The organism is Sphingopyxis sp. P1IMeth2 (genome assembly GCF_900185685.1).
Lineage (GTDB): Bacteria > Pseudomonadota > Alphaproteobacteria > Sphingomonadales > Sphingomonadaceae > Sphingopyxis > Sphingopyxis terrae_A.
This window is the reverse complement of the sequence record NZ_FYAT01000001.1, coordinates 205,201-230,642: the sequence shown is the minus strand read 5'-3', so window position 1 is coordinate 230,642 and position 25,442 is coordinate 205,201. Positions and strand designations below refer to the sequence as shown.

The following is a 25,442-nucleotide window of genomic DNA, read 5'->3' as shown; positions in this document are numbered from 1 at the left end:
ATCCTCCCAAGCCCTTTGCGTTGATGCGCTAGGATTGCTATCGCGCCGCGACAATGGCCAGCACCACCGACGACCTTACGCCTCCTGAACCCGGCAACATCGACACCCCCTTCGGCAGCGCGCTGTCGGAGCGCTATCTGGTATATGCGCTGTCGACGATCACGGCGCGGTCGCTGCCCGACCTGCGCGACGGGCTGAAACCCGTGCATCGCCGCCTCTTGTGGGCGATGCGCGCGATGCGGCTCGACCCGTCGCAGGGCTACAAGAAGTCGGCGCGCGTCGTCGGCGACGTCATCGGTAAATTTCACCCGCACGGCGACACTGCGGTCTATGATGCGATGGTCCGCCTCGCGCAGGATTTTTCGCTGCGCTATCCGCTGGTCGACGGGCAGGGCAATTTCGGCAACATCGACGGCGATAACGCCGCCGCCTATCGTTATACCGAGGCGCGGCTGACGCGCGTCGCGATCGACCTGATGCAGGGGCTCGACGAAGGCACGGTCGATTTCCGTCCGACCTATAACGGCGAAGACGAAGAGCCGGAGATCATGCCCGGCTTGTTCCCCAACCTGCTTGCCAATGGCGCGAGCGGCATTGCAGTGGGCATGGCGACCAACATTCCGCCGCACAACGCCGCCGAGGTGATCGACGCCGCGCTCGTCCTGCTCGATAATCCCAGGGCCGAGCTTGCCGAGTTGCTGACGCACGTGCGCGGCCCCGATTTCCCGACCGGCGGCGTCATCGTCGACAGCGCAGAGACGATTGCCCACGCCTTTGAAACCGGACGCGGCAGTTTTCGCGTCCGCGCGCGCTTTTCGACCGGCAAGCAGGACGGCGCGTGGGAGGAGACGGGGATCGAGAAGCAGGCGGGCGGCACATGGCAGCTCGTCATCAGCGAGATTCCCTATGGCGTTTCCAAGGGCAAGCTGATCGAAACGATCGCGCAGCTTATCGCCGACAAGAAGCTGCCGATCCTCGAAGATGTCCGCGACGAAAGCGCCGAGGATATCCGCATCGTGCTGGTGCCCAAGAGCCGCAACGTCGATCCCGACATCCTGAAGGAAAGCCTCTACCGGCTGACCGAGCTCGAAAGCCGCTTCGCGCTAAACCTCAACGTCCTCGATGCGACGCGCACGCCCAAGGTGATGGGGCTGCACCAATTGCTCACCGAATGGTTGCAGCATCAGATCATCGTCCTCGTTCGCCGCGCGGAGCATCGCATCGGCAAGATCGACGATCGGCTGGAACTGGTCGGCGGCTACCTCATCGCCTTCCTGAACCTCGACCGGGTGATCGAGATCATCCGCACCGAGGACGAGCCGAAGGCGGTGATGATGGCCGAATTCGAGCTGACCGACCGCCAGGCCGAGGCGATCCTCAACATGCGCCTGCGCAGCTTGCGCAAGCTTGAGGAAATGGAGCTGAAGCGCGAGCAGGCCGACCTGATCGCCGAGCGCGAAGAGCTGGCGAAGCTCGTCGCCAGCAAGGACCGCCAGAAGACGCGGCTGCGCAAGGATCTGGAAAAGCTGAAGGCCGTCTATGGCCTCGACACGCCGCTCGGCGCGCGGCGCACCGCGATCGCCGAAGCCGCGCCGGTGCGCGACATTCCGCTCGACGCGATGATCGAGAAGGAACCGGTGACGGTGATCCTGTCGAAGCGCGGGTGGATTCGCGCTCAGCGCGGCCATGTCGCGGCGGACCAATGGGGTGAGTTCAAGTTCAAGGAAGGCGACGAACTCGCCTTTGCGGCGCATGCCCAGACGACCGACAAGCTGCTCGTCGCCGCGAGCGACGGGCGCTTCTATACCGTAGGCGCCGACAAGCTGCCCGGCGGCCGCGGCTTCGGCGAGCCGCTGCGCCTGATGGTCGACATCGACCCCGACGCCCGTATCGTAGCGCTGATCCCCGCGAGCGCCGACGGCCGGCTGCTGCTCGCTTCGACGAGCGGGCACGGCTTCGTAGCGCAGGTGGCCGATGTGATCGCCGAGACGCGCAAGGGCCGCAATGTCGTCAATCTGAAGCCCAGGGCGCACTTGTCGGTCGTCCGCACGATCGCGGCAAACCATGACAGCGTCGCGGTGATCGGCGAGAACCGCAAACTTGTTGTCTTCCCGATTGCCGAAGTGCCGGTGATGGCGCGCGGTCAGGGCGTGATGCTGCAGAAATATCGCGATGGCGGCCTGTCCGACGCGACGAGCTTCGTCTTTGCCGAGGGGCTGAGCTGGACGATGGGCGGCGAGACGGGGCGCGTGCGCACCGAAACCGACCTCGGGCCGTGGCGCGTCGCGCGCAGTGCGTCGGGGCGGATGCCGCCAACCGGTTTCCCGCGTAACAATCGCTTCGACTGATCGCAATTTACGTTGCCGTAAATAGCTTCTTTACCTCCGGTCACTTAGGCATCGACCAATGGGGAAAGGTCGCATCAAACCCTTTATTATGCCAATAGATAGAACCGGTGAAGACCGGCCATCCTTGTTTGTCGGCTGGATCGACGCCTTACCGGTCCCCGCCGCGCTTGTGCGGCCGCTGGCACGCGGCAATTTTCGCCTGCACGCCAGCAACGCCGCCTTCGACCGGCTCGACCTGTCCCCGGCGGGTGTCGAGGCGCCGATCGAACTGCGCCGCGCGATCGAAAAGGCCGCGCAGCATATTGGCGGCGTCCACGAATTTTCCTGCCGCCTGGGCGAAGGCCCGGCGGCGCGCGACCTGCGCGGATCGATCGGTCCGCTGTCGGACGAGAGCGGCGACGATTCGCTGTTCCTGCTGACCCTGATCGACCGGACGCAGGAAATGATGACCGAGCGCAATCTGCGCCGCGAACTTGTTTCCGACAGCCTGACGGGCCTCCCCAACCGCGCCGGATTCGAGGAGCTGGTCGAACAGCGCAGTGCCGAGCAGGAAGCGGGCGATCACGCCATTCTGTTGCTCGATCTCGCGCGGTTCAGCCGCATCAACGAACATATTGGTCCGCTCGCCGGCGACGAGCTGATCATCACCGTGGCGCGGCGCCTGAAATCGAGCCTGCGCAGCGGCGACATATTGGCGCGAACCGGCGGCGACGAATTCGCCATCTCGACGCGTATCGCTGGCGGCAAGGCCGACGTCCGCGAAATGGCGCGCCGCATCCGCGGCTGCTTCGACCACCCCTTCCGCATCGGCGAGCTGAAGGTCAGCGTCGATTGCGCGCTGGGGTGCGCCATTCAATCCGCGCCCGACACCGATGTCGCCGATCAGATCCGCCACGCGCAGATCGCGCTCAAGCGGGCGAAGCAGACCGACCGAATCGAAATCTACGAACCCGAGGCGGCGCTGCTCGCCGACAATCGCTTCGGGCTCGAAACCGAATTGCGCAACGCGATCGAGGAAGACCGGCTGCACCTCGACTTCCAGCCGCTCGTCGAACTGTCGACCGGCAAGGTGGCGGGCTTCGAGGCGCTGGCGCGCTGGAACAACAGCGCCGGCCGCGCGGTGTCGCCCTCCGAATTCATCCCGGTGGCAGAGGATTCGGGGCTGATCGTCCCGCTCGGCCAATGGGCAATCGCCAAGGCTGCCGAAACGCTCGCCGCGTGGGACCGCGAGAATGATGCCCCGGTCAATTGCTATATCTCGGTCAATGTCTCGGCGATCCAGCTCGTTCGTGATGATGTCGCGGCGGTGGTCCGCGAAGCGCTGGCGCGGCACGGCATTGGCGGCGACCGGCTGATGATCGAACTCACCGAAAGCGCGATCATCGGCGATCCCGACCTGGCGCTGTCGGTGCTGAGCGAACTCAAGGCGGTCGAGGCCCGGGTCGCGATGGACGATTTCGGCACCGGCTATTCGAACCTCGCCTATCTCCAGCGCCTGCCGCTTGACGTCCTCAAGATCGATCGCAGCTTCGTAGACCATATGGTCGAGGACCGCGACAAGGCGGCCATCGTCCGCACGATCCAGAGCCTTGCCGAAGTGCTCGGCATGCGTACCACGGCCGAGGGGGTGGAAACCGCCGACCAGGCGCGCCTGCTTTCGGCGCTCGGCTGCGATTTCGGTCAGGGCTTTTTGTTCGCGCGGCCGATGGATGCCCGCGCGGCGATCGCCTATTGGCGTCAGTCGCTGCTCCGCCCGATCATCTGATCGACCAGCTCCGCGACGCGCGCGGCGTCCGGATAATCCTCCGCCACCCATTGCGCCTCGACGCCTTGCAGGATGCGCGCAACCTCCGGCCCCGCCGCGATGCCGCGTGCAACGATGTCGCCGCCGCGCACCGGAAGCTGCGGCACGGTCCAGCCGTCGAGCGCCGCGACCGCAGCCGCTGCATCACCCTCATTCCCACCGAGCAGCCGCGCGTCGCGCGCCGCCTCGATCCCGATGGCATGGGCAAGCTGACGAACCGGCCGCGCGTCGTGGCGATACGCGCTGATCGCCGACAGATGCTTGCGTTGCCGCGTCGACAGGCGCAGCCGGCTCGCGACCTGATCGGCGATGCCGGCGTCGGCGGGCAACAGCGCGGCGAGCCGCCGCAGCGACGCGGGTGCAGCCGCCGCCGCGCTTTCATTGGCGAGCAAGCGGTCGAGCGCGGTCGCAAACCCCGGATCGAGTTCGAGCAGGATCACCGTGAAGATGCCGTCGGCTGCCATCTGGCCGACGATTGCGCGCGGATCGGGAAGCGACAATATCTTGGTCAACTCGTCGGCGATGCGCTCGCGCGACAGACTCTTGAGCGACTGGCGCGCGGCGGTCACCGCGGCGTGGCTGACGGGTTCGAGGTCGCCGTCCCCGAAACGCGCCGCAAAGCGATAGAAGCGCAGGATGCGCAGATGATCCTCGGCGATCCGGGTTGCTGCATCGCCGATGAAGCGGACGCAGCCGGCCTGCAGATCGGCAAGCCCGCCGAACCAGTCATCGACCGCGCCGGTCAGCGGATCGGCGTAGAGCGCGTTGATCGTGAAGTCGCGCCGCGCCGCATCCTCGCGCCAGTCGTCGGCGAAAGCGATCGTGGCGCGGCGGCCGTCGGTTTCGACATCGCGGCGCAGCGTCGTGATCTCGTGATGATCGCCGCTCGCGATCGCGGTCACCGTGCCGTGCGCGATGCCGGTCGGAATGACCTTGATATCGACCGCCTCGAGCCGCCGCGTCACCTCTTGCGGCAACAGCGGGGTCGCAAGGTCGATGTCGGTCACGGGCAGGCCAAGCAGCGTATCGCGCACCGCCCCGCCGACGATCTTCACCGCATCGGCGCCGAGCGCGGCGACGATCCGGCGCAACCCGGCGCGGCCGCGCCACGCGGCATCGGGCAGCATCGTTACCCCCATCTCAGCGATGCCAGCCGGGCGGCAGCCGCCGCGCCAGATTGATGATGATATCCGCCGTCACGCCCCAGATCCGCCGTCCCTGCCAATGCATGTCATAATAGCGGCGCACCTGCCCTTGCCAATGCGCCTGCTGGCGTTCGTAATTGGCGGGATCGAACAGGATGTCGAGCGGCACTTCGAACCAGTCCTCGACCTCGTCGGGATTGGGATCGAGCGGCAGGTCGGGCGGGATGACGCCGAGGACCGGGGTGATGTGATAGCCGCTGCCCGAACGATAGGCGTCGGTCGTCCCGGCGACCGCGACATCGCGGCGGTGCAGGCCGATTTCCTCTTCGGCTTCGCGCAGCGCCGCATCGACCGCATCAGTATCGCCGGGATCGATCTTGCCGCCCGGAAAGGCGACCTGTCCCGCATGGCTGCGCAGCCATTGCGGCCGCTGGGTCAGGATGACGCCGGGGTCGGGCCGGTCGGTGAAGGCGATCAGCACTGCTGCGTCGCGCAGCGAATCGCCGCGATGGAGCAGATAGCCCTCATCTTCGCCATGATCGGGAAGCAGATTGTCGAGCGCATCGCGCAGCTTTGCCGAGAGCATCAGCGTCCCACCAGCGGAAAGCAGGCGCCGTTCGACCAGATGGCGGGCGGATCGCCGCCTTCGGCCAGCGCCATCTCGACAATCTCGTAATAGAGCGCGCGGTCGATGCGCGCCTCCAGCCCGTTGCCGATCGCGCCGCGCACATGGAGCCGCGGGTCGGGCCGGTCGGGGTCGTGTCCGAAGGACAGCGGATGATCGGCGCCCGCCATGACCAGATCGTCGGTGTCGAGACGGAACAGCAGCGTGCGCGCCGCGCCGTCGCCCTCGCTTTTCATCTCGACGGCGCGGAAGGCGGTATCCTCGACGGCAATCGCCAGTTTTTCGGCCGGGGTGACGAGGACATGGCCGCCATCGGGTTCGCGGCGCAGGATGGTCGAAAAAAGCTTCACCATCGCCGGGCGGTTGATCCGGCCGCCTTCATGATACCAGCTGCCATCGGCGCGGATTTCCATCGCGCTGTCGCCCGTACGCGTCGGATGCCAGCTTTCGACCGGCGGCAGTTTGCGCGCCGCGAGCAATTCGGCGGCCTCGGCCGGCGAAAGCTGCGCAAAGGATTTGGGAAGCGAGGGCGCGGGGCTGACCATCAAACCGACATAGGAAGGTGGATGGGCAAGTAAAGGGAGCAGTCGCGTGCGGGGTGCTGCGCTGCCAAGATAATGGCATTCCTCAGCCGCTTACCGCGGACGATTCATCACCCAGCTGAACGCCATCGCGTTGAAGATGGTGTAGAGGCCATAAAGCAGCATCGCGGTGAACCAGTTGCGCGTCGCGATCGCCATGGCGCCGACGAGGAGCAGGAATTCGAACACGTAGGTGATGTGCGGACCCACCTTGTCGGCGAGCGGCCGGACCATCTGCTGCACCAGCGGATCGTCGCTTTCCATGAAGGCGCGGTGCATTGCGAAATTGCCCACCCCGGCGCAGAAAATGGCGATGATCGCGATCCACATGCGCATCAAATGGGGCCTAATGGGTGGAAATGCCAGCGGCTTTGCGGTTAAGAGCGGCGGCACGGCTCTACGCCCGATCGGAAAACCGGTCCCGGGGACAATCACCCGGGGCATCCCCACAAGAAGGATCCCGTTCGATGAGACAGTTCGCGCCGCTGCCGGTTGCCATTCTCCTGACCGCTGTCGGCGCGCCGCCGGCGCATGCCGCCGTTACCGGTCCGGCGCTGCCCGCCGCAACGGTGCCGGCGGTCACGGCGGCGATGGAGGTGCGGCCCTTGCCCTTGCCCGATCCGGTGCGCGCGATGATTGGCGCCGCGATCGACAGCGGCGAGCGCAAGGATGTGGAAACCGTGGTGGCGCTCGCCAAGGCGACCAATCCGCGATCGCTCGATGAAATCGACGCGATCCTCTCGGCCTGGCGTGCGCGAACCAAGCGGGAGCCCGAGCGTGATCCGGTCCTCCAGATGCTGGCCGCCGCCATGGCGAGCAAGAAGGACGACGATGTAGAAGCGGTGGGCGCGCTTGCCAAGAAGACCAGCCCCGCGCAGGTCGCCGACATCGATGCGCTGCTGGTCGACTATCGCGCCAAGCGCGCGGCCGAGAAGCAGGCGGCGGCCGATGCGGCGCGGGCGCGGCTGGCGAGCGCGAAATTCTGGCAGCATTGGAAGGGCGAGGGGCAGATCGGTGCCTCGCACAGCTCGGGCAATTCGAAATCGACCGGGCTCAGCGCCGGCATCGCGCTGGCGCGCAAGGGGCTGGACTGGGATCAGCGCTTCCGCGTTCAGGCCGACTATCAGCGCACCAATGGCAAGACGACGATCGAGAAATATCTTGCCGAATATGAACCGCAAATCCGCATGAGCGACCGTGCCTTTGGCTTTGGCCTGGGCCGGTGGGAGCGCGACCGGATGCAGGGGTTTGATGCGCGTTGGAGCGCGTCGGGGGGGCTTGGCTACAAGCTGATCGACGGCAAGAAGATGACGCTCAATCTGAAGGCCGGCCCGGCATGGCGGCAGACCGAATTGGTGACCGGTGGCCACGAAAGTGAGTTGACCGGGCTCGCGGGGCTCGATTTTGGATGGCAGATGTCGCCGAATCTGCGGCTGACGCAGGTCGCCTCGACGATCGTCGGCGATCGCACGACCACGACCAGTTCGCTGACCGCGCTCAATGCCAAGCTTTCGGGCGCGCTTTCGGCGCGGGTTTCCTATTCGGCTGACATCGACACCCATCCGCCGGCGGGGGTCAAGACCGTCGATACGCTGACCCGCTTCACGCTCGTTTACGGCTTTTAATCGAAGATTTCGGCGCCGCCGATCTCGCGGCCGGCTTCGAGCAAGCCGATGCCGGGGACATGGTTGAATTCGATGCGGATGCCGTCGGGGTCTTCAAAGAGGATCGAATAATAGCCCGGCGCCCACGGCTCCTCCTGCGGGCCGTGGACGAAGACGATGTCGCTGCGGTCCTTCAAAAAGGCATAGAGGCGGTCGACCGCGTCCCGATCGCGCATCCGGAAACAGGCATGATGCAGCCCCGGCGCGCCCTGATCGAAGCGTTTTCCGGCATTTTCCGGGCTGCCGGTCCGGATGCCGATCGCGGTGCGGCCGCCGACGCCGTAAAGCATCGCGTCGCTGTCGAGCACGACCTTGAGCTCGAGATAGCCGATGAGGTCGCGCCAGAAAGCCGTCGAACGCGCGAAATCGCCGGCGGTCAGGATGACATGGGCGACCCCGTTGAGATCGCCGGTCATTTGATCGCGGCGAGAGTATAGAGAAATTCGGCGAAGCCCATCGTCGCATCGACCATGCCCGCGACCTTGGGATTGGTCGAATCGATCAGATAATATTCGTTCGGCGCGTGCGCGCCCGACCCGTGGCCAATGCCGAAATGGGCGGCGGGGATCGACACGGGCGGCGCGGTGAAGGTCGCGCCCGGCCAGCTTCCCGCCAGACGCGCGTTGATGTTCGCCTTGACGCCCAGCGCCTTGTAGGTGGCAAGCTCGGTACGGACGAGGCGGCTGTCCTCGGCGACTTCGGTCGGATCGTAACCGCCCGACACGTTCATCTCGACATCGGTGAAGCCATGCTTGTCGAGGTGGGCGCGCAGCTTCTTTTCGGCCTCGGCGCGCGTCTGGTTAGGGACGAGGCGCAGGTCGAGCTTCGCCACCGCGCGGCCGGGCAGGATCGTCTTGCCGCCGGGACCGGTGTAGCCCGCGACCAACCCTTCGATATTGACCGTCGGTTCCTGCGCGAGCCGGATCAGCGCATCGTCATATTTGAGGTTGTCGATCCAGACATTGACGCCGAGCGCCTGCTTTTCGGCCGCCTCGTCAGCGCCCTTTGCGGCTTCGCGGATCAGCATCTTTTCGCGCTCGGTAAGCGGACGGACATTTTCGAACCAGCCCTCGATCGCCGGCGTGTTACCGTCGGGCGTGACGAGCGTCTGGAGCGCCTGCACCAACCGCCACGCCGGCGAATCGAGCATCGCCTTCAGGCTGGAATGAACGTCGCCCTTGGGGCCCCGGCCCCATTTTTCACCGCTGGCGATCAGTTCAAGTTCGATGATGCCCTTCGATCCCAGATTGACATCGACCGCGCCGGTCTTGTCCTGCGAGGCGAAGGGGATGAAAATGCCGTCGCATTTCTTGAGCGCGGCGAGCACGTTCGGTTTGGTCGCGACCTGGCGGAAATGCGGCGAGCCGATCTCCTCCTCGCCCTCGCAGATCAGGACGATGTTGACGGGCAATTTCGCCTTGGCAGCGCGGATCGCGTGAAGCGCAGCGAGGAAGGTCGCCTCGGGGCCCTTCTGGTTCACCGCGCCGCGCCCGACGATCGACAGGCCAAAGCCCGGCTTGTCGACCATCTTGCCTTCGAGCGGCGGCGACGACCATTCGGCGGGGTCAAACTGCTTCACATCGTACATGAAATAGATGCCGAGTGTGCGCGGCGCCCCGACATCGATGGTGCCGAACACCCCGGGCTGGCCGTCGGTCGGAACGATCTCGACATTCGAAAAGCCCGCGTCCCTCGCAAGTTCGGCCATATAGGCCGCGCCTTCGGCCATGTTGCGATTTTCCGCCGCGATCGAGGGCAGGGCGATCCAGTCGCGCAGCCGCTTGACCGACGCCTCCTTGCCCGCCTCGGCCGCCTTGCGGATCGCCGCCATCGGGCCGCTTGCAGCCAGCGTCGGCAGCGGCCGCATCATCATCGCACCTGCGCCCAGCATCGCGGTGCCGCGCAGCAATGCGCGGCGGTTCAGCTTGTCGACGTTACCGAAATCCATTCTGCATCCCCTAGCTGCCCCGTATGGGAAGCAATGTGCCGCATCGGCCGTGAAACGCAAGGCTGTGTCGGTGGCTTACCGTTACGGGCTTGGGGAACGGCGGAACTCATGCCGCGCATTGCTGCCGAGCGTTAGTTCAAGAAAATCTGCTAACACCAATCCAGCGCGTCGTTCCCTGCTTGCGCTCCACAGCAGTAAAATCAGTGCGGCGGCACTTAGGGCGAGGATGATGGCGCCGGAGAGGCCCATTTTGTCTTCACGGTACAATCCCACCGCGATCACCGGAAACAGCGCTCCCACCAGACACAGATAGAACATGCCATTGATGTCGGAACCCGACCGGCCAGCGATGCGGCAACCCGTCCCATCGTCATGAATCCAACCGACGAGCATGGGGCCTTGGCGATCAACCATGCTGTTCCACAAACAAATGAAACGGCCAAGGACAAAGCCACGCGGGCCATCGTGTGGGTCATACCAAGGCTGCTTGCATTCCCGAATTCGGCTTTTGCTCTCGGCGATGCCAAGAGGCGTCTTCAGTTCGAAGGCAAATCCGAGGGGGAGGAAGGCCATCTCACGCCTTCTCAAGCAGCCCTTCGTCCTTGATCCGCTTTTGCCAGATTTTCGGCGCGTTGACGTGGACGTTCTGGCCTTCGCTATCGACCGCGACGGTGACGGGGAAGTCCTTGACCTCGAATTCGTAGATCGCCTCCATGCCGAGGTCGGCGAAGCCGACGACCTTCGAGCCCTTGATCGCGCGCGCGACGAGATAGGCGGCGCCGCCGACCGCCATCAGATAGGCGCTCTTGTGCTTGGCGATCGCCTGCGTTGCGGCGGGGCCGCGTTCGGCCTTGCCGACGCAGGCGAGCAGGCCCTGTTCGAGCATCATGTCCATGAACTTGTCCATGCGCGTCGCGGTGGTGGGGCCGGCGGGGCCGACGATTTCCTCGCCCACCGGATCGACCGGGCCGACATAATAGATGACGCGGCCCTTGAACTCGACGGGCAGCTCTTCGCCCTTCGCGAGCATGTCGGCGATGCGCTTGTGCGCGGCATCACGACCGGTGAGCATCTTGCCATTGAGGAGGATGCGGTCGCCCTGTTTCCAGCTGGCGACGACTTCGGGGGTCAGCGTGTCGAGGTCGACGCGTTTCGCCGCGCTGTCGGGTGCCCAGTCGATCTGCGGATAGTCGGCGAGCACCGGCTTTTCGAGATAGGCGGGGCCGCTGCCGTCGAGCGTGACATGCGCGTGGCGCGTCGCGGCGCAATTGGGGATCATGGCGACCGGCTTAGACGCGGCGTGGGTCGGCCAATCCTTGATCTTGATGTCGAGCACGGTCGCGAGGCCGCCCAGCCCCTGCGCGCCGATGCCGAGCGCATTGACCTTTTCATACAGCTCGATGCGCAGTTCCTCGGTCGGATTGCTCGGCCCGCGCGCGAGCAATTCGGTCATGTCGATCGGGTCCATCAGCGACTGTTTGGCCAGCAGCATCGCCTTTTCGGCAGTGCCGCCGATGCCGATGCCGAGCATGCCGGGGGGGCACCAGCCGGCGCCCATCTGGGGCACCATTTCGAGCACCCAGTCGACGATCGAATCCGACGGGTTCATCATCTTGAACTTCGACTTGTTCTCGCTGCCGCCGCCCTTCGCCGCGACGTCGATATGCACCTTGTCGCCGGGGACCATTTCGACATTCAGCACCGACGGCGTGTTGTCCTTGGTATTGACGCGGCTGAACGCCGGGTCGGCGAGGATCGAGGCGCGCAGCTTGTTGTCGGGGTGGAGATAGGCACGGCGGACCCCTTCGTCGACGACCTGCTGCAGGCTGCGGGGGCTGTCGAGGCGGCAGTCCATGCCCCATTTGACGAACACGGTGACGATGCCCGTGTCCTGGCAGATAGGGCGGTGCCCCTCGGCGCACATGCGGCTGTTCGAGAGGATCTGCGCCATCGCGTCTTTCGCAGCGGGCGAAACTTCGCGCTCATAGGCAGCGCCCAGGGCGCGGATATAGTCCATCGGGTGAAAATAGCTGATGTACTGGAGCGCGTCGGCGACGGTTTCGATGAGGTCGTCCTCGCGGATGATGACGGTGTTCATGTGCAGCCCTTTGCCCGGTTTCGTGAGTCGCGGTTTCCCTAGACCCGCATCGCGGCAACGGAAAGGGGTCAGCGCCTGCGGCGCCCGAAACCGGTCGCGGGCGGGCTCGCCGGGTGGCGCGCGGACGGGCGGACGACGGGGCGAAGGGGTGGCGCGGTGAGTGCGACGACGAGCGGACGGCCCCGCATCATGCCGCGCCAGCAGGCGATGGCCGTGGTGCCGAGCAGCACGATCCAGCCGCCACCCGCGGCTGCGAGCAGCGTCCAGCCATAATGGGCGGGCAGGGCGATCGCCATCAGCGTGGGGACGCAGGCGACGATGACGAGTGTTCCCGCCAGGGTCCACCAGCGCCCGCCGAGCTGTGCGAGCGCAAGCCCGATCGCGACATTGGTCAGCGCCAGCAATACGAATTTGGCGGCGACCGGATAGGGCAGGCTTGCCATCGCGGGCGAATAATCGCCTGCAGTGAAGGCGGCCTGGATGTCGAACAGCAGCCAGTTTTCATACCCGTCGCAAAGCGCGGCCAGGATCGGCAGAGCGGCGGCGACGGCGAACAGGCGTAGCCCCGTCTCGCGTCCCAGCGCGATCAGGCCGCTGGCCAGGAATCCGGCGTAAAGCAGCATGTAGAGATAGTCGCGCTCGTTGCCGGTTCGCATTGCGGCGAGGCGCCCGACCTGCCGCGGGTCGCCATCGGGTCCGAAGATCGCGAGAAGATCGTCCTGCCCACCCGCGAACTCGAAGGCAAGCACCGGTGCGCCGAAGCCCGGCTCGGCGGCGAAGCTGTCTTGCGGGAAGCTTTGGCTCAGCCAAAGGCCGACCGTTATGGTGCCGAACCGAGGAAAAGCGCCGCGAGCCACCAGCGTACCGCTGGCGGCGCGCGCGCATTCAATCTATTGGCACTCGGCGCATTTGCCGCGCACCTCGATCACCGGGCGCTCGGCGGCAAATCCGGTCGCGGCGGCGGCAGCGCGCACGCCGTCAGACAGCTTGTCATTATCGACATGGACGGCATTGCCGCAGCTGTCGCAGATCAGGAAGATGCAGTCGTGCAGGCAGCCGGGATGGCTGTTGGCTACAAAGGCATTGGCGCTTTCGACCCGGCGGACGAGATTGTTGGCAACGAACAGGTCGAGGATACGATAGACGCTGTTGGGCGCGACCCGCTTGCCGCGTTTTTGCGAGACGATGTCGGCGATTTCATAGGCGCTCGCTGGCTTGCCAATTTCGGCGACCGCATCGAAAATCTGCGCGCGCATGTCGGTCCACGCTTCGCCGGCCTTTTCGAGCGCGTCCTGCGCCGCATTGGCGAGCGAGGCGCCGCTGGCCTCGATATGCGCATGTTCGTGCTTGCCCATGGGGATAATGTAGGCGCTTTGGGGGGCGCCCGCAAGCTGCGGGCAATGCGTATCAGTGCGCCGCGCGGCGATTGAGATCGTGCCCGAGCGCGACGACCGCGACCCCGATCATCGTCGCGAGCACTTCGCTGCCGTCATGCGGCCTCGACAGAGCGCCCGCCATCATGCCCAGCCCGAAGCTGCCGACCGCGAAAGGCATCATATAGCCGTGGCTGAGCACCCCTGCGACGAGCGTCACCAGCGCAAAACCGATCGCGACGACCAGCCCGATCTCGTGAAAGGCGGGATGCAGCAAAGCGCCGCCGACCGAGGCGATCGAGGCAAAGAAGATCGTGCTGGCAAGGCAGTGGACGAGGCACAGGCCCGACAGGCCGATGGCGAGCTGATCGCCCGTCAAAGCGGTCAGCGGCCGCGAATCGCGCGCAGCCCGAACCAGCGCGCCAAGGCGCGTCAGAACAGGGGCATGGCTGGCGACGTGCGTCACCCGATTCTCCAAGGAAAGCAATTGCGGGCCTTGATATGGCATAACATGACAAAGGTTACAATATCACATTATGACATTTCTATCCTGCCGCTTCCGGTCACCCCCGCGAAGGCAGGGGCGAGGAGGGGCGGTTGTCATCCCCCCGTTTCGGCCCGCAAGGCCTTGCGGTCCAGTTTGCCGATCATCGTCTTGGGCAGATGATCGCGCACCTCGATGGCGCTCACGCGTTCATGCTTGCCGAGTTGCGGGTTGAGCCAGGCGGCGAGCGCGTCGCCCGAGACGTCATAGCCCTCTTCCAGCGTGACGAAGGCCTTGGGGTGTTCGCCGCGATAGGGATCGGGGACGCCGAGGACGATCGCCTCCTTCACCGCCGGATGCTGGTAGAGTTTGTGCTCGATCTCGCTCGGATAGACCTTGAAGCCGCCGACCGCGATCATGTCCTTCAGCCGGTCGACAATGCGGATATAGCCGTCGGCGTCGATCGTTGCTACGTCGCCGGTGCGCAGCCAGCCGTCGGCGGTGAAGCTGTCCTGGTCGGCATCGGGGCGGTTCCAGTAGCCGCGCATGATCTGCGGCCCTTTGACCGCGAGCTCGCCGGGCTCGCCCATCGGCGCGTCCGTGACCGGATCTTCCTTGTCGAGCAGGCGGATATGGGTCGCGGGGATCGGCTGGCCGATCGTCCCGGCCTTGACCGGTCCCTCATAGGGGTTGGTCGCGACGACCCCGGCGCTTTCGGTGAGGCCATAGCCTTCGACGAGCGACGCGCCGGTTGCTGCAACGAATTTCTCACGCAGCTCGGCGGGCATCGGCGCGCCCCCCGAAATGCAGACCCGCAAGCTGGAGAAATCGGTCTTGGCAAGGTCGGGATGGTCGAGCAGTGCCTGATACATGGTCGGTACGCCGGGCAGCGCCGTCGCCTTCGTCCGGGTGATCGTCTGCAGCGCCTGTTTCGCGTCGAAGCGGGGGAGCATCGCGATCATGCCGCCGTTCAGCACCGTCCGGTTGAGGACGCAGGTATTGGCGAAGACGTGGAAGAAAGGCAGCACGCCGAGGATGCGGTCGTCGGCGTCGCGGTCGGGGTCGATCGCATTGACCTGCCGCGCGTTGGCGGTCAGATTCTGGTGCGTCAGCATCGCGCCCTTCGGCGTGCCCGTGGTGCCACCGGTATACTGGATCAGCGCGACATCGCCTTCCGGGTCGATGGCGACCGGATCGGGGCGAGCATCATTGTCGGTCAGCGCCGAAAAACGGATGATGCGCGGATCGTCGGGCACCGCCGCCGTCTCCTTGCGCCGGAACAGGCGGTAGAGGATCGACTTGGCCGCGGGCAGCCCGCCGGCGATCGAGCCGACGACCAGCCGCTTCAGGCTCGACCCCTCGAGCACCGCGAGCGCGGTCGGCAACAGCGCCGAGGCGCTGATCGTGAACAGCGTGTCGGTTCCCGAATCCTCCACCTGCGCCTCGAGTTCGGCGACCGTGTAGAGCGGCGAGAAATTGACCACGGTCGCACCGGCGGCAAGCGCGCCATAATAGGCGGCGACATAATGCGGGACGTTGGGCAGGAACAGGCCGACCCGGCTGCCCTTGCCGATACCGCGCTTCTGCAGGCCGCGCGCGACGCGGGCGACCCCGTCCGCGACTTCGGCATAGCTGAAACGGCGCCCCATGAAGTCGAGCATCGGCGCTTCGCCGCGCCGCGCGACGCTGTCGGCGAGCATGGCAGGCAGCGAGAGGGGCGCGAACGACTGGTTCCATGGGGCGGGATGGCGATAATCGGTCGACCAGTCGTAGAGCGTGCCCATCGGGGGATGGCGTCCTTTCGCAAAATGAGGCGGAATTTCCTTACACTAGGGTCAGTAAGCCGATATCGCAATCGGCAGCGCGCTTGCGGGCCGACGCCGCGGCGGCTAGGCAGGGCCATCGTCTTTGCAGGGGGATTGTCATGTCGCAGCTTTCATCTCGGATCGTCGCGGCCGTTGCCGTCATGGGCTGTCTGGTCGTGACCCCGGCGTCTGCAAAGGACAAAGACAAGGCGGCGCCCCGCCCGGCGCAGATCGAACAGCTCTATGCTTGCCGCGACATCGCCGATCCGACGCAGCGTCTTGCCTGTTTCGACCGCGAGGTTGGGTCGCTTGCCAGTGCGGACGAGGCCCGCGAAATTGTCTTTACCGACCGCGAAACGGCCAAGAAGACGCGCCGTGGCCTGTTCGGGTTCAGCTTTCCCAAGCTCGGCGGCATTTTCGGCGGCGACGAGGATGAGGTGCGCGAGATCGATACGGTCATCAAATCGGTGAGCATGGACCAGTCCGGGAAATATACGATGACGATGGAAGACGGCGCCGTCTGGTCGCAGATCGATACGACGGTATTGCCGCGGCAACCTAAGCCCGGCCAGAAGATCCATATCAAGACCGCGACGATGGGCAGCTATTTTGCCAGCGTAGAGGGTGGGCGGTCGATCCGCATGAAGCGCGACCGCTGACCACCTGGCGCCTTTGACTGCCGTGCCATGACAACGACCGCGCGATTGAGCCGGCCGACGGCTGGTGCTTCGCCCTTTGTACTGCTCGACGACGCGCGGGCAGAGAATGCAGCGTGCGCGCGGCTGTTCCGCGATCCGATAGAAATCCTCTGCGCCCGCGCGGTGCGGGACGTGGCGGCTCTGCTCGATGGGCTGGCGGCCGCGCGAGCGCGCGGGCTGCACGCCGCTGGCTACCTCGCTTATGATGGAGGCAAGGCGCTGGCGCCCGCCTCGCGGCACCGCTCTGCCGCGCCGACGAACTTCGATGCGCCGCTCGGCTGGTTTGGCCTGTTCGAGCGTGTTGAGCGAATCGATGCCGACGCAGTTGCGTCGCTTCTACCCGACCCCGGTGCCGCCTGGATCGGCGCACCACGTCCGCGCGTGGCGCGTGCGGATTACGAAGCCGCTGTCGCGCGGGTTCTCGATTATATTCGTGCCGGCGACATTTATCAGGCCAATCTGACCTTTCGTGCCGACGTGCCCTTCGCGGGCGATCCACTCGCCGTCTATGCGCGGCTGCGGCAGACGGCGCGCGCGGGATATGGCGGTTTCATCTGGACCGGCGAGCAGGCGATCGCGTCGCTGTCGCCCGAGCTTTTCTTTACGCTGCGCGGCGGCGCGGTGATGGCGCGGCCGATGAAGGGCACAGCCGCGCGCCGCGCCCATCCCGAAAGCGACGCGCGCGCGGCGCGGGCGCTCGCGCTGGATCCCAAGCAGCGTGCCGAAAATCTGATGATCGTCGATCTGCTCCGCAACGATCTGTCGCGCGTTGCCGAGGCCGGATCGGTCGCGGTGCCCGAACTGTTTCGCGTCGAGACCTATCCCACGATTCATCAGCTTGTCTCCGACGTCACCGCAGCGCTCCCTGCGGACAAGGGCGGCGCTGACGTGCTGCGCGCCGCTTTTCCATGCGGGTCGATCACCGGCGCACCCAAGGTGCGGGCGATGGAGATCATCGACGAACTGGAGGGCGAGCCGCGCGGGATTTACACTGGTTCGATCGGCTTCATCGCGCCCGATGGCGAGGCGGCGTTCAATGTCGCGATCCGCACGCTCGTCTTTCCGTCGCAGCGCGACTTGCGCGACGGAGCGCATTGCGCCACGCTGGGGCTGGGTTCCGGAATCGTCGCCGACAGCGAACCGGCTGAAGAATGGCGCGAATGTCTGGCCAAGGGGGAATTTGTGGTCGCTGCCGGGCAAAGCTTCGATCTGATCGAGACGATGCACTTCGATCCCGTGGACGGCGTCCAGCGGCTCGAGGGGCATCTGGCGCGCATGAAGGCGAGCGCCGAGGCGCTGGGTTTTGATTTCGATCGCCACGGCGCGCGCAACAATCTGCAGTCGGCGACTTTTCGCCTGCGCAGCGCCGCGCGCGTGCGGATGCGGCTGGCGCCCTCGGGCGCGCTCGCGGTCGAGGTGTCGCCGCTGCCGCGGCTTGCCGAGCTGCCGGTACCGGTCGCCGTGGCGCCGGCGCCGCTCGCTCCGGGCGATTTCCGTCTGACCCACAAGACCAGCCTGCGCGGCGCCTATGATGCATTGCGCGCGGCACACGGCACCGCCGAAGTCGTGTTCGTCGACGAGCCGGGGTTCGTGACCGAAGGAAGCTGGAGCAATATCTTCGTCGAACGCGACGGCCTGTTGCTCACGCCGCCGCTGTCGCTCGGCCTCTTGCCCGGCGTGCTGCGCGCCGAACTCGTCGAAAAGGGACGGGCGGTCGAGTCGCATCTGCGCCTCGCCGATCTTGCGGAAGGCTTTTTCATCGGCAATTCGCTGCGCGGGCTGATTCCGGCACGGCTGGCGCAGCCCGCAGGCTGACTTTCGGCTTGCATAGCTAATTTATGGCGCCGCCGGCTTGCCTATTGCGGGCGGAGGCTTTAGGCGCGGCCCCGCGCAATTTCCTGTCATTTTGCAGCCTGTCCGCGCAAGCCACGGAAAGTATCGTCATGTCGCTGAAGCCGCACACCTCCGCCGCCCTCAATCGCATCCAGCCCTCGGCCACGCTCGCAATGACCGCGCGCGTCACCAAGCTGAAAGCGGACGGCGTCGACGTGATCGGCCTGTCGGCGGGCGAGCCCGATTTCGACACGCCCGATTTCGTCAAGGAAGCGGCGATCGAGGCGATCCGCGGCGGCCAGACAAAATATACGCTGGTCGACGGCACGGTCGCGCTCAAGGAAGCGATCCGTGGCAAGTTCCGCCGCGACAACGGGCTCGACTTCGGGCTCGACCAGATCACGGTCAATGTCGGCGGCAAGCATACGCTCTTCAACGCGCTCGTCGCGACGGTCGATCCCGGCGACGAGGTGATCATCCCGGCGCCCTATTGGGTCAGCTATCCCGACATCGTCGCCTTTGCCGGCGGCACGCCGGTGACGATCGAGGCGTCGGCGGCGCAGCATTACAAGATCACGCCCGAACAGCTCGACGCCGCGATCACCGCGAAGACGCGCTGGATCATCTTCAATTCGCCGTCGAACCCGTCGGGCGCCGCCTATTCGCCCGAGGAACTCGACGCGCTGGGCGAGGTCATCCGCCGCCATCCGCATGTGATGGTGATGACCGACGACATGTACGAACATGTCTGGTACGCCGATTTCGCCTTCTCGACGCTTGCGCAGCGCTGCCCCGACCTGATCGACCGTATCCTGACCGTCAACGGCTGTTCCAAGGCCTATGCGATGACCGGCTGGCGCATCGGCTATGCCGGCGGTCCCGCATGGCTGATCAAGGCGATGGGCAAGCTGCAGTCGCAGTCGACGTCGAACCCCTGTTCGGTGGCGCAGGCCGCCGCGGTGGCCGCGCTCGGCGGGCCGCAGCAGTTTCTCGAGGAGCGCAACGCCGCGTTCCGCAAGCGCCGCGACATGGTCGTCGCGATGCTCAATGACGCGCCGGGGCTGAACTGCCCGGTTCCCGACGGGGCCTTCTATGTCTATCCCGACGCGAGCGGCTGCATGGGCAAGACGACCCCCGACGGCAAGCCGATCGACAGCGACGAAGCGCTGATCGACTATTTCCTCGACACCGCGCGCGTCGCGGCGGTGCATGGCGCGGCCTTCGGTCTGTCGCCAGCCTTCCGCGTTTCCTATGCGACGTCGGAGGCGGTGCTCAAGGAAGCGTGCATCCGCATCCAGCAGGCCTGCGCCGCGCTGCGCTGACCGCGGCGCCGGACGGGCGCTGCCTGAACGCTGCCCCGCCATCCGGTTCACCGGATAGTAAGCCACCATCTTTATGGGTGATGGCGGTCACTGCACGGCGGCACGGGGCGCGCCATATCGTCGCTGTAACCGAGGGGGCCTCCCCCGCGAAAACGACAATATGACAAAAAGAGGCTTTTATGTTTTCGATGTTCCGCTCCGACTGGTTTCCGACCATGCTCGCCGGCTTCGCCATTGGCGCCTTGATCGTCGTGCTGAATCAGCCGGCGGTCGCCATGCCGATCTGACCGCGATGCGGCGCCCCTTCGCCGCGCTGATCGCTGCCGCGGTGCTGGCGCAGTGCGCGCCCGCGCAGGCGGAAGGCGTCGTCAAGCTCCCCGCGGCGGCCGTCGATCCCGCAGTGAAGGCGAAGCGCGCCGTTGCGGTGCTCGCGGGCGGATGCTTCTGGGGCGTCGAAGGTGTCTTTTCCAATGTGAAGGGCGTCGTGTCGGTCGAATCGGGCTATCATGGCGGTAGCAAGGCCACCGCCGAATATGAGCAGACCTCGTCCGGCACGACCGGACACGCCGAGTCGGTTCGCATCGTCTATGACCCGTCGGTGGTCAGCTATGGCACCTTGCTGCGCATCCTGTTTTCCGTGGTCGCCGATCCGACGCTGAAAAACCGGCAGGGGCCCGACAGCGGCACCCAATATCGCGCCGCGATCGTGCCGATGGATGCCGCGCAGCGGCAGGTTGCGACTGCGTATCTCGCGCAGATCGGCAAGGGCCATTATTTCAAGGCGCCGATCGTGGTCCCGGTCGAAAGCTACAAAGGCTTTTACCGCGCCGAAGCCTATCATCAGGATTTCATGCGCCTGCATCCCGACAATGGCTATATCCGCCGCTGGGATGCGCCCAAGCTGGCGGCGCTGAAACGCCTCTATCCCGAATGGGTGCGGGCAACCCCGGCGCCCTGAACGGCGCCGCACGCGGCAAGCCGTTCAGCGTTCCGCCATTTATCGCGCGATAGGAATCATTCACCGCAAATCGCTGGTCCGCGCAGGCGGAGTGCGGGACGCATGGTGCCGGCCAAAAGGTCGGGCGATAAACTGGTCGCGGGTTGCGGGGTTATGATGGCGTTGGGATTTTCGAGCAGGCGGCTGCTCGGTATGGCGATCGGCGGAATGGCGCTGGCGGGCTGTGTCAGCGGTGCGGCACTGGTGCCGACGCCGCGGCAGGCGCAAACGGCGCCGCGCGGAGCGGTCAGCGTGCCCATCGGGCCGCCGGTCAGCACCGCAACGCCGGCGCGCGCCGTGAATGCGCCCCCCAAGGACGTCGTCGATCCGGGCTTCCGGCGCCCGCCGAGTGGCCTGAGCGACCGGATTTCGCAGCTTTGGCGGACTTTCCCCGGCAAGACCGGCATCGCCGTCCAGCGCATCGACGGCGAATGGTCCTTTTCGGAACGCGGCGGGGAATTATTCCCGCAGCAGAGCGTGTCGAAACTGTGGGTGGCGATGACCGTGCTCGATGCGGTCGACCAGGGCAAGCTCAGCCTCGACCGCCGGGTGGACATCGGCCCCAACGACCTCACCCTGTTCCATCAGCCGCTCGCGGCGCGCGTGCGGTCGGAAGGCAAGGTGACGATGAGCGTGCGCGAGCTTATCGAAACCGCGATCACGCACAGCGACAACACCGCCAACGACAGCCTGCTGCGCACCGTGGGTGGTCCCGAGGCGGTCCGGCGCTTCATTGCGAAGAAGGATCTGGGATCGATCCGATTCGGTCCGGGCGAGCGCCTGTTGCAGAGCGCGACCGCCGGCCTTGCGTGGCAGCAGAGCTATTCGCGTGGCAACGCCTTCCAGCAGGCGCGCGCCGCGCTTCCCGATTCGACGCGCAAGTCGGCGCGCGAGGCCTATCTTGCCAATCCGATGGACGGCGCCGCGCCGGCGGCGATCGCGAGCGCATTGACCCGGCTGGCGCGCGGGGCGCTGCTGTCGCCCGAATCGACGCAATATCTGATGGGCGTGATGAGCCGGACGCGCAGCGGGCCGAAGCGGCTGAAGGCCGGGCTCCCCTCGGGCTGGGGCTTCATGCACAAGACCGGCACCGGCCAGGATTACAAAGGCGAGACGGCAGGCTATAACGACATCGGCATCGCCACCGCGCCTGACGGCACGCGCTATGCCATCGTCGTGATGCTGGGCGACACATCGGCGTCGATCCCCGCGCGCATGGCGCTGATGCAGGCGGTCTCCGGCGCGGTGGCCGAATTTCACGGAAAGTAGGCTTCGATGAAACGGGTGATGGTTCCGCTGCTGGCGCTGCCGCTGGTCCTGTCCGCCTGCGCGACGCCCGAGACGCGGCTGCGCAGCGGACTCCAGAATGCGGGTCTGTCGAAGACGATGGCGACGTGCATGGCGGGGCGCATGGTCGACCGGCTGTCGCTCGTCCAGCTTCGCCGCCTGTCGGCGCTGGGCAGCCTGAAGGACCGTGAAATCACCGACCTGACGCTCGACCAGTTCTTCCGCAAGGTCCGCGCGCTCAAGGATCCGGAGATATTGGCGGTGACGACCAGCTCCGCCGCGGTGTGTGCGCTGCGCTGATCAGGCCGCCGCTTTGGTCCGTGTCAAGAATTTCTGGGCGCGGCAGGGGTAGCCTTGCCGCGCAACTTGTGCTTATGCGGCGCCGCATATCTCCCCGCTTACAGAGTCGAAAGGCCCGGCAGAGCTCATGAACATCCACGAATATCAGGCCAAGGAACTGCTCGCGAAATTTGGCGTCGCGGTGCCCAAGGGCATTCCCGCGATGAGTGTCGAGGAAGCCGTCGCGGCGGCAAAGCAGCTCCCCGGACCGCTTTACGTCGTCAAGGCACAGATCCACGCGGGCGGCCGCGGCAAGGGCAAGTTCAAGGAACTCGGCCCCGATGCCAAGGGCGGCGTTCGCCTCGCCAAGAGCATCGAGGAAGTCGAAGCGCACGCCAAGGACATGCTGGGCAACACGCTGGTGACGATCCAGACCGGCGAGGCCGGCAAGCAGGTCAACCGCCTGTACATCACCGACGGCGTCGACATCGGCAAGGAATTCTACCTCGCGCTGCTCGTCGATCGCGCCACCAGCCGCATCGCGGTCGTTGCGTCGACCGAAGGCGGGATGGACATCGAGGAAGTCGCGCACTCGGCGCCTGAAAAGATCCACACCATCACCATCGATCCCGCCACCGGCCTGATGCCGCACCACGGCCGTGCGGTGGCCAAGGCGCTCGACCTGTCGGGCGATCTTGCCAAGCAGGCGGCAAAGATCCTCGAGGGCCTCTATGCCGCGTTCCTCGGCACCGATGCTTCGCAGATCGAAATCAACCCGCTCGCCATCTGTCCGACCGACGAGGGCGACAAGCTCTATGTCCTCGACGCGAAGGTCGGCTTCGATTCGAACGCGATGTTCCGTCACAAGGATCTCGCCGAGCTGCGCGATCTGACCGAAGAAGATCCGGCCGAAGTCGAGGCGAGCGAATATGACCTCGCCTACATCAAGCTCGACGGCAATATCGGCTGCATGGTCAATGGCGCCGGCCTTGCGATGGCGACGATGGACATCATCAAGCTCAACGGCGCTTTCCCGGCCAACTTCCTCGACGTCGGCGGCGGCGCGAACAAGGAAAAGGTCACCGCGGCGTTCAAGATCATCCTCAAGGATCCCGCCGTTCAGGGCATCCTCGTCAACATCTTCGGCGGCATCATGAAATGCGACATCATCGCCGAAGGCATCGTTGCCGCGGCGAAGGAAGTGAATCTGTCGGTGCCGCTCGTCGTCCGCCTGGAAGGCACCAACGTCGAAAAGGGCAAGGAAATCCTGGCAAACTCGGGTCTCGCAATCGTTCCCGCGAACGATCTGGGCGACGCGGCGAAGAAGATCGTCGCCGAGGTTGCCAAGGCGGCCTGACCGGTTTTCCCCTTCCGCTCTTGGGGCGGAAGGGGGCGCCAACAGGTTGACGTTTACGTAAACGCCAATTATGGCGCACTGCACAATTTTTCGAGAGGAGCTGAAAAGCCATGAAAATCCTCGTCCCCGTGAAGCGGGTGCTCGATTACAACGTGAAGCCGCGGGTCAAGGCGGACGGCACGGGCGTTGACCTTGCCAACGTCAAGATGTCGATGAACCCGTTCGACGAAATCGCGGTCGAAGAGGCGATCCGCCTCAAGGAAAAGGGCGTCGCGACCGAGATCGTCGCCGTCAGCGTCGGCCCGGCGAAGGCGCAGGAAACGCTGCGCACCGCGCTCGCGATGGGTGCCGACCGCGCGATCCTCGTCCAGACCGACGATGAAGCCGAACCGCTCGCGATCGCGAAGATATTGAAGGCGATTGCCGATGCCGAAACGCCGGGTCTCGTGATCCTCGGCAAGCAGGCGATCGACGGCGACAACAACCAGACCGGCCAGATGCTCGCCGCGCTCACCGGCTGGGCGCAGGGCACTTTCGCCAGCGCGGTCAATGTCGAGGGCGATCATGTCAGCGTGACGCGCGAAGTCGACGGCGGTCTCGAAACGGTGAAGCTGAAGCTTCCCGCGATCGTCACCACCGACCTGCGTCTGAATGAGCCGCGCTATGCGTCGCTGCCGAACATCATGAAGGCGAAGTCGAAGCCGCTCGATACCAAGGCGCCCGCCGATTACGGCGTCGACACGACGCCGCGCGTCAAGACGGTCAAGGTGTCGGAGCCGCCCGTCCGCCAGGCCGGGATCAAGGTCGCCGATGTCGATGAACTGGTTGCCAAGCTCAAGGCGATGGGAGTGCACTCATGAAAACGCTCGTTTGGGTCGAACATGACGGTAGCGCCGTCAAGGATGCCACGCTCGCCGCAGTAACCGCGGCTTCGAAGCTCGGCGAAGTCCATCTTCTCGTCGCCGGCGAAGGTGTTGATGGCGTTGCCAAGGCGGCGTCGGAAATCGCGGGCGTCGGCAAGGTGCATGTCGCCGACAACGCAGCCTTCGGTCACAATCTGCCCGAAAATATCGCGCCGCTCGTCGCCGACCTCATGGGGTCGCACGACGCGTTCGTCGCGCCTGCGACGACGACCGGCAAGAATATCGCGCCGCGCGTTGCCGCGCTGCTCGACGTGATGCAGATTTCGGAAATCCTGTCGGTCGAAGGTCCCAAGACCTTCACACGTCCGATCTACGCCGGCAACGCGATCGCGACCGTCGAAAGCTCGGACGCGAAGCTCGTCATCACCGTGCGCGGCACTGCGTTCGAGAAGGCAGCGGCGACCGGCGGTTCGGGCGCGATCGAAGCCGTCTCGGCTGGCGGCGACGCCGGCATTTCGAGCTTCGTCGGCGCCGAAATCGCCAAGCAGGATCGTCCCGAACTCACCTCGGCGAAGATCATCGTGTCGGGCGGCCGTGCACTGGGTTCGAGCGAGAAATATCAGGAAGTCATCGTGCCGCTAGCCGACAAGCTCGGCGCCGCGCTCGGCGCTTCGCGTGCTGCGGTCGACGCAGGCTATGTCCCCAACGACTATCAGGTGGGCCAGACCGGCAAGATCGTCGCGCCGGAAGTCTATTTCGCGATCGGCATCTCGGGCGCGATCCAACACCTTGCGGGGATGAAGGATTCGAAGACGATCGTCGCGATCAACAAGGACGAAGACGCTCCGATCTTCCAGGTCGCCGATCTCGGCCTCGTCGCTGATCTGTTCAGCGCGGTGCCCGAACTGACCGGCAAGATCTAACCCGCCCG

Annotated in this window: 24 protein-coding genes; 12 read left to right on the top strand and 12 right to left on the bottom strand. The window is 65.5% G+C overall.

The features are described 5' to 3' along the window. Positions 1–53: 53 nt before the first annotated feature. The gene (gene parC / locus P1IM2_RS01035; RefSeq protein ID WP_186401157.1) at positions 54–2,348 is read left to right on the top strand and encodes a DNA topoisomerase IV subunit A; all 2,295 of its coding nucleotides are present in this window, start codon (positions 54–56) and stop codon (positions 2,346–2,348) included. 124 nt (positions 2,349–2,472) lie between these two features. Beyond that, on the top strand, positions 2,473–4,113 hold the full coding sequence (locus P1IM2_RS01030) for a putative bifunctional diguanylate cyclase/phosphodiesterase (RefSeq protein ID WP_062901023.1): 1,641 nt from the start codon (positions 2,473–2,475) through the stop codon (positions 4,111–4,113). Here the strand turns inward: P1IM2_RS01030 and P1IM2_RS01025 are convergent. The 4 genes from P1IM2_RS01025 to P1IM2_RS01010 form a co-directional block, all read right to left on the bottom strand. After that, positions 4,086–5,291: a CCA tRNA nucleotidyltransferase gene (locus P1IM2_RS01025; RefSeq protein ID WP_260833885.1), complete on the bottom strand. Its 1,206-nt coding sequence runs from the start codon at positions 5,289–5,291 to the stop codon at positions 4,086–4,088. The genes P1IM2_RS01030 and P1IM2_RS01025 overlap by 28 nt on opposite strands. A 1-nt stretch (position 5,292) precedes the next feature. Further along, positions 5,293–5,883 (bottom strand): CoA pyrophosphatase, encoded by a 591-nt coding sequence (locus P1IM2_RS01020; RefSeq protein ID WP_186401155.1) that lies wholly within the window; start codon positions 5,881–5,883, stop codon positions 5,293–5,295. Continuing rightward, complete coding sequence (locus P1IM2_RS01015; RefSeq protein WP_062901020.1) at positions 5,883–6,467, bottom strand: DUF1285 domain-containing protein; 585 nt, start codon at positions 6,465–6,467, stop codon at positions 5,883–5,885. Before P1IM2_RS01015 ends, P1IM2_RS01020 begins: the two co-directional genes overlap by 1 nt. A gap of 90 nt (positions 6,468–6,557) precedes the next feature. After that, on the bottom strand, positions 6,558–6,839 hold the full coding sequence (locus P1IM2_RS01010) for a hypothetical protein (protein ID WP_003042843.1): 282 nt from the start codon (positions 6,837–6,839) through the stop codon (positions 6,558–6,560). Positions 6,840–6,970: 131 nt separating this feature from the next. Between P1IM2_RS01010 and P1IM2_RS01005 the strand changes: the two genes are divergently transcribed. Beyond that, the gene (locus P1IM2_RS01005; protein WP_186401154.1) at positions 6,971–8,128 is read left to right on the top strand and encodes a YdiY family protein; all 1,158 of its coding nucleotides are present in this window, start codon (positions 6,971–6,973) and stop codon (positions 8,126–8,128) included. Here P1IM2_RS01005 and P1IM2_RS01000 read toward each other — a convergent pair. From P1IM2_RS01000 to P1IM2_RS00965, 8 genes are all read right to left on the bottom strand, one after another. Next, positions 8,125–8,583: a VOC family protein gene (locus tag P1IM2_RS01000; RefSeq protein WP_186401153.1), complete on the bottom strand. Its 459-nt coding sequence runs from the start codon at positions 8,581–8,583 to the stop codon at positions 8,125–8,127. The genes P1IM2_RS01005 and P1IM2_RS01000 overlap by 4 nt on opposite strands. Next, positions 8,580–10,115: a M20/M25/M40 family metallo-hydrolase gene (locus P1IM2_RS00995; RefSeq protein ID WP_186401152.1), complete on the bottom strand. Its 1,536-nt coding sequence runs from the start codon at positions 10,113–10,115 to the stop codon at positions 8,580–8,582. The genes P1IM2_RS01000 and P1IM2_RS00995 overlap by 4 nt, the downstream gene beginning before the upstream one ends. An 81-nt stretch (positions 10,116–10,196) precedes the next feature. Further along, the gene (locus P1IM2_RS00990) at positions 10,197–10,688 is read right to left on the bottom strand and encodes a hypothetical protein (protein ID WP_003042831.1); all 492 of its coding nucleotides are present in this window, start codon (positions 10,686–10,688) and stop codon (positions 10,197–10,199) included. Position 10,689: 1 nt separating this feature from the next. Continuing rightward, entirely contained in the window at positions 10,690–12,213 is a 1,524-nt protein-coding gene (locus P1IM2_RS00985; RefSeq protein WP_086457315.1) for a fumarate hydratase, read from the bottom strand. A 68-nt stretch (positions 12,214–12,281) separates the two neighbouring features. Beyond that, the gene (locus P1IM2_RS00980) at positions 12,282–13,070 is read right to left on the bottom strand and encodes a hypothetical protein (RefSeq protein WP_260833884.1); all 789 of its coding nucleotides are present in this window, start codon (positions 13,068–13,070) and stop codon (positions 12,282–12,284) included. A gap of 33 nt (positions 13,071–13,103) precedes the next feature. After that, positions 13,104–13,568: a Fur family transcriptional regulator gene (locus P1IM2_RS00975; protein WP_003042824.1), complete on the bottom strand. Its 465-nt coding sequence runs from the start codon at positions 13,566–13,568 to the stop codon at positions 13,104–13,106. 52 nt (positions 13,569–13,620) lie between these two features. Then, positions 13,621–14,052, bottom strand: coding sequence for a MerC domain-containing protein (locus tag P1IM2_RS00970; protein ID WP_082819829.1), 432 nt, complete (start codon positions 14,050–14,052; stop codon positions 13,621–13,623). 134 nt (positions 14,053–14,186) lie between these two features. Then, positions 14,187–15,854, bottom strand: coding sequence for a long-chain fatty acid--CoA ligase (locus P1IM2_RS00965; protein WP_186401151.1), 1,668 nt, complete (start codon positions 15,852–15,854; stop codon positions 14,187–14,189). A 140-nt stretch (positions 15,855–15,994) separates the two neighbouring features. On the opposite strand from P1IM2_RS00965, the gene P1IM2_RS00960 reads away from it, so the two are divergent. From P1IM2_RS00960 to P1IM2_RS00920, 9 genes are all read left to right on the top strand, one after another. Further along, positions 15,995–16,534, top strand: coding sequence for a hypothetical protein (locus P1IM2_RS00960; protein WP_186401150.1), 540 nt, complete (start codon positions 15,995–15,997; stop codon positions 16,532–16,534). Between the two features lie 27 nt (positions 16,535–16,561). Further along, positions 16,562–18,388, top strand: coding sequence for an aminodeoxychorismate synthase component I (pabB, locus tag P1IM2_RS00955; RefSeq protein WP_186401149.1), 1,827 nt, complete (start codon positions 16,562–16,564; stop codon positions 18,386–18,388). Between the two features lie 128 nt (positions 18,389–18,516). After that, a complete protein-coding gene (locus P1IM2_RS00950; protein ID WP_003042809.1) occupies positions 18,517–19,728 on the top strand; it encodes a pyridoxal phosphate-dependent aminotransferase in 1,212 nt (403 codons plus the stop codon). Positions 19,729–20,020: 292 nt separating this feature from the next. After that, a complete protein-coding gene (gene msrA / locus P1IM2_RS00945; RefSeq protein ID WP_186401148.1) occupies positions 20,021–20,686 on the top strand; it encodes a peptide-methionine (S)-S-oxide reductase MsrA in 666 nt (221 codons plus the stop codon). A gap of 192 nt (positions 20,687–20,878) precedes the next feature. Further along, complete coding sequence (gene bla / locus P1IM2_RS00940) at positions 20,879–21,994, top strand: class A beta-lactamase (protein ID WP_260833883.1); 1,116 nt, start codon at positions 20,879–20,881, stop codon at positions 21,992–21,994. A 6-nt stretch (positions 21,995–22,000) separates the two neighbouring features. Next, positions 22,001–22,312: a hypothetical protein gene (locus tag P1IM2_RS00935; RefSeq protein WP_062901011.1), complete on the top strand. Its 312-nt coding sequence runs from the start codon at positions 22,001–22,003 to the stop codon at positions 22,310–22,312. Positions 22,313–22,439: 127 nt separating this feature from the next. Then, complete coding sequence (gene sucC, locus P1IM2_RS00930) at positions 22,440–23,648, top strand: ADP-forming succinate--CoA ligase subunit beta (RefSeq protein ID WP_003042798.1); 1,209 nt, start codon at positions 22,440–22,442, stop codon at positions 23,646–23,648. A 110-nt stretch (positions 23,649–23,758) separates the two neighbouring features. Next, the gene (locus P1IM2_RS00925; protein WP_186401147.1) at positions 23,759–24,508 is read left to right on the top strand and encodes an electron transfer flavoprotein subunit beta/FixA family protein; all 750 of its coding nucleotides are present in this window, start codon (positions 23,759–23,761) and stop codon (positions 24,506–24,508) included. Continuing rightward, complete coding sequence (locus tag P1IM2_RS00920; protein WP_186401146.1) at positions 24,505–25,434, top strand: electron transfer flavoprotein subunit alpha/FixB family protein; 930 nt, start codon at positions 24,505–24,507, stop codon at positions 25,432–25,434. Before P1IM2_RS00925 ends, P1IM2_RS00920 begins: the two co-directional genes overlap by 4 nt. Positions 25,435–25,442: the final 8 nt, after the last annotated feature.

Coding starts and splice junctions, on each gene's coding strand:
- parC (WP_186401157.1), top strand. CDS start 54: ATGGCCAGCACCACCGACGACCTTACGCCTCCTGAACCCGGCAACATC.
- P1IM2_RS01025 (WP_260833885.1), bottom strand. CDS start 5,291: ATGGGGGTAACGATGCTGCCCGATGCCGCGTGGCGCGGCCGCGCCGGG.
- P1IM2_RS01020 (WP_186401155.1), bottom strand. CDS start 5,883: ATGCTCTCGGCAAAGCTGCGCGATGCGCTCGACAATCTGCTTCCCGAT.
- P1IM2_RS01015 (WP_062901020.1), bottom strand. CDS start 6,467: ATGGTCAGCCCCGCGCCCTCGCTTCCCAAATCCTTTGCGCAGCTTTCG.
- P1IM2_RS01010 (WP_003042843.1), bottom strand. CDS start 6,839: ATGCGCATGTGGATCGCGATCATCGCCATTTTCTGCGCCGGGGTGGGC.
- P1IM2_RS01005 (WP_186401154.1), top strand. CDS start 6,971: ATGAGACAGTTCGCGCCGCTGCCGGTTGCCATTCTCCTGACCGCTGTC.
- P1IM2_RS01000 (WP_186401153.1), bottom strand. CDS start 8,583: ATGACCGGCGATCTCAACGGGGTCGCCCATGTCATCCTGACCGCCGGC.
- P1IM2_RS00995 (WP_186401152.1), bottom strand. CDS start 10,115: ATGGATTTCGGTAACGTCGACAAGCTGAACCGCCGCGCATTGCTGCGC.
- P1IM2_RS00990 (WP_003042831.1), bottom strand. CDS start 10,688: ATGGCCTTCCTCCCCCTCGGATTTGCCTTCGAACTGAAGACGCCTCTT.
- P1IM2_RS00985 (WP_086457315.1), bottom strand. CDS start 12,213: ATGAACACCGTCATCATCCGCGAGGACGACCTCATCGAAACCGTCGCC.
- P1IM2_RS00975 (WP_003042824.1), bottom strand. CDS start 13,568: ATGGGCAAGCACGAACATGCGCATATCGAGGCCAGCGGCGCCTCGCTC.
- P1IM2_RS00965 (WP_186401151.1), bottom strand. CDS start 15,854: ATGGGCACGCTCTACGACTGGTCGACCGATTATCGCCATCCCGCCCCA.
- P1IM2_RS00960 (WP_186401150.1), top strand. CDS start 15,995: ATGTCGCAGCTTTCATCTCGGATCGTCGCGGCCGTTGCCGTCATGGGC.
- pabB (WP_186401149.1), top strand. CDS start 16,562: ATGACAACGACCGCGCGATTGAGCCGGCCGACGGCTGGTGCTTCGCCC.
- P1IM2_RS00950 (WP_003042809.1), top strand. CDS start 18,517: ATGTCGCTGAAGCCGCACACCTCCGCCGCCCTCAATCGCATCCAGCCC.
- msrA (WP_186401148.1), top strand. CDS start 20,021: ATGCGGCGCCCCTTCGCCGCGCTGATCGCTGCCGCGGTGCTGGCGCAG.
- bla (WP_260833883.1), top strand. CDS start 20,879: ATGGCGATCGGCGGAATGGCGCTGGCGGGCTGTGTCAGCGGTGCGGCA.
- P1IM2_RS00935 (WP_062901011.1), top strand. CDS start 22,001: ATGAAACGGGTGATGGTTCCGCTGCTGGCGCTGCCGCTGGTCCTGTCC.
- sucC (WP_003042798.1), top strand. CDS start 22,440: ATGAACATCCACGAATATCAGGCCAAGGAACTGCTCGCGAAATTTGGC.
- P1IM2_RS00925 (WP_186401147.1), top strand. CDS start 23,759: ATGAAAATCCTCGTCCCCGTGAAGCGGGTGCTCGATTACAACGTGAAG.
- P1IM2_RS00920 (WP_186401146.1), top strand. CDS start 24,505: ATGAAAACGCTCGTTTGGGTCGAACATGACGGTAGCGCCGTCAAGGAT.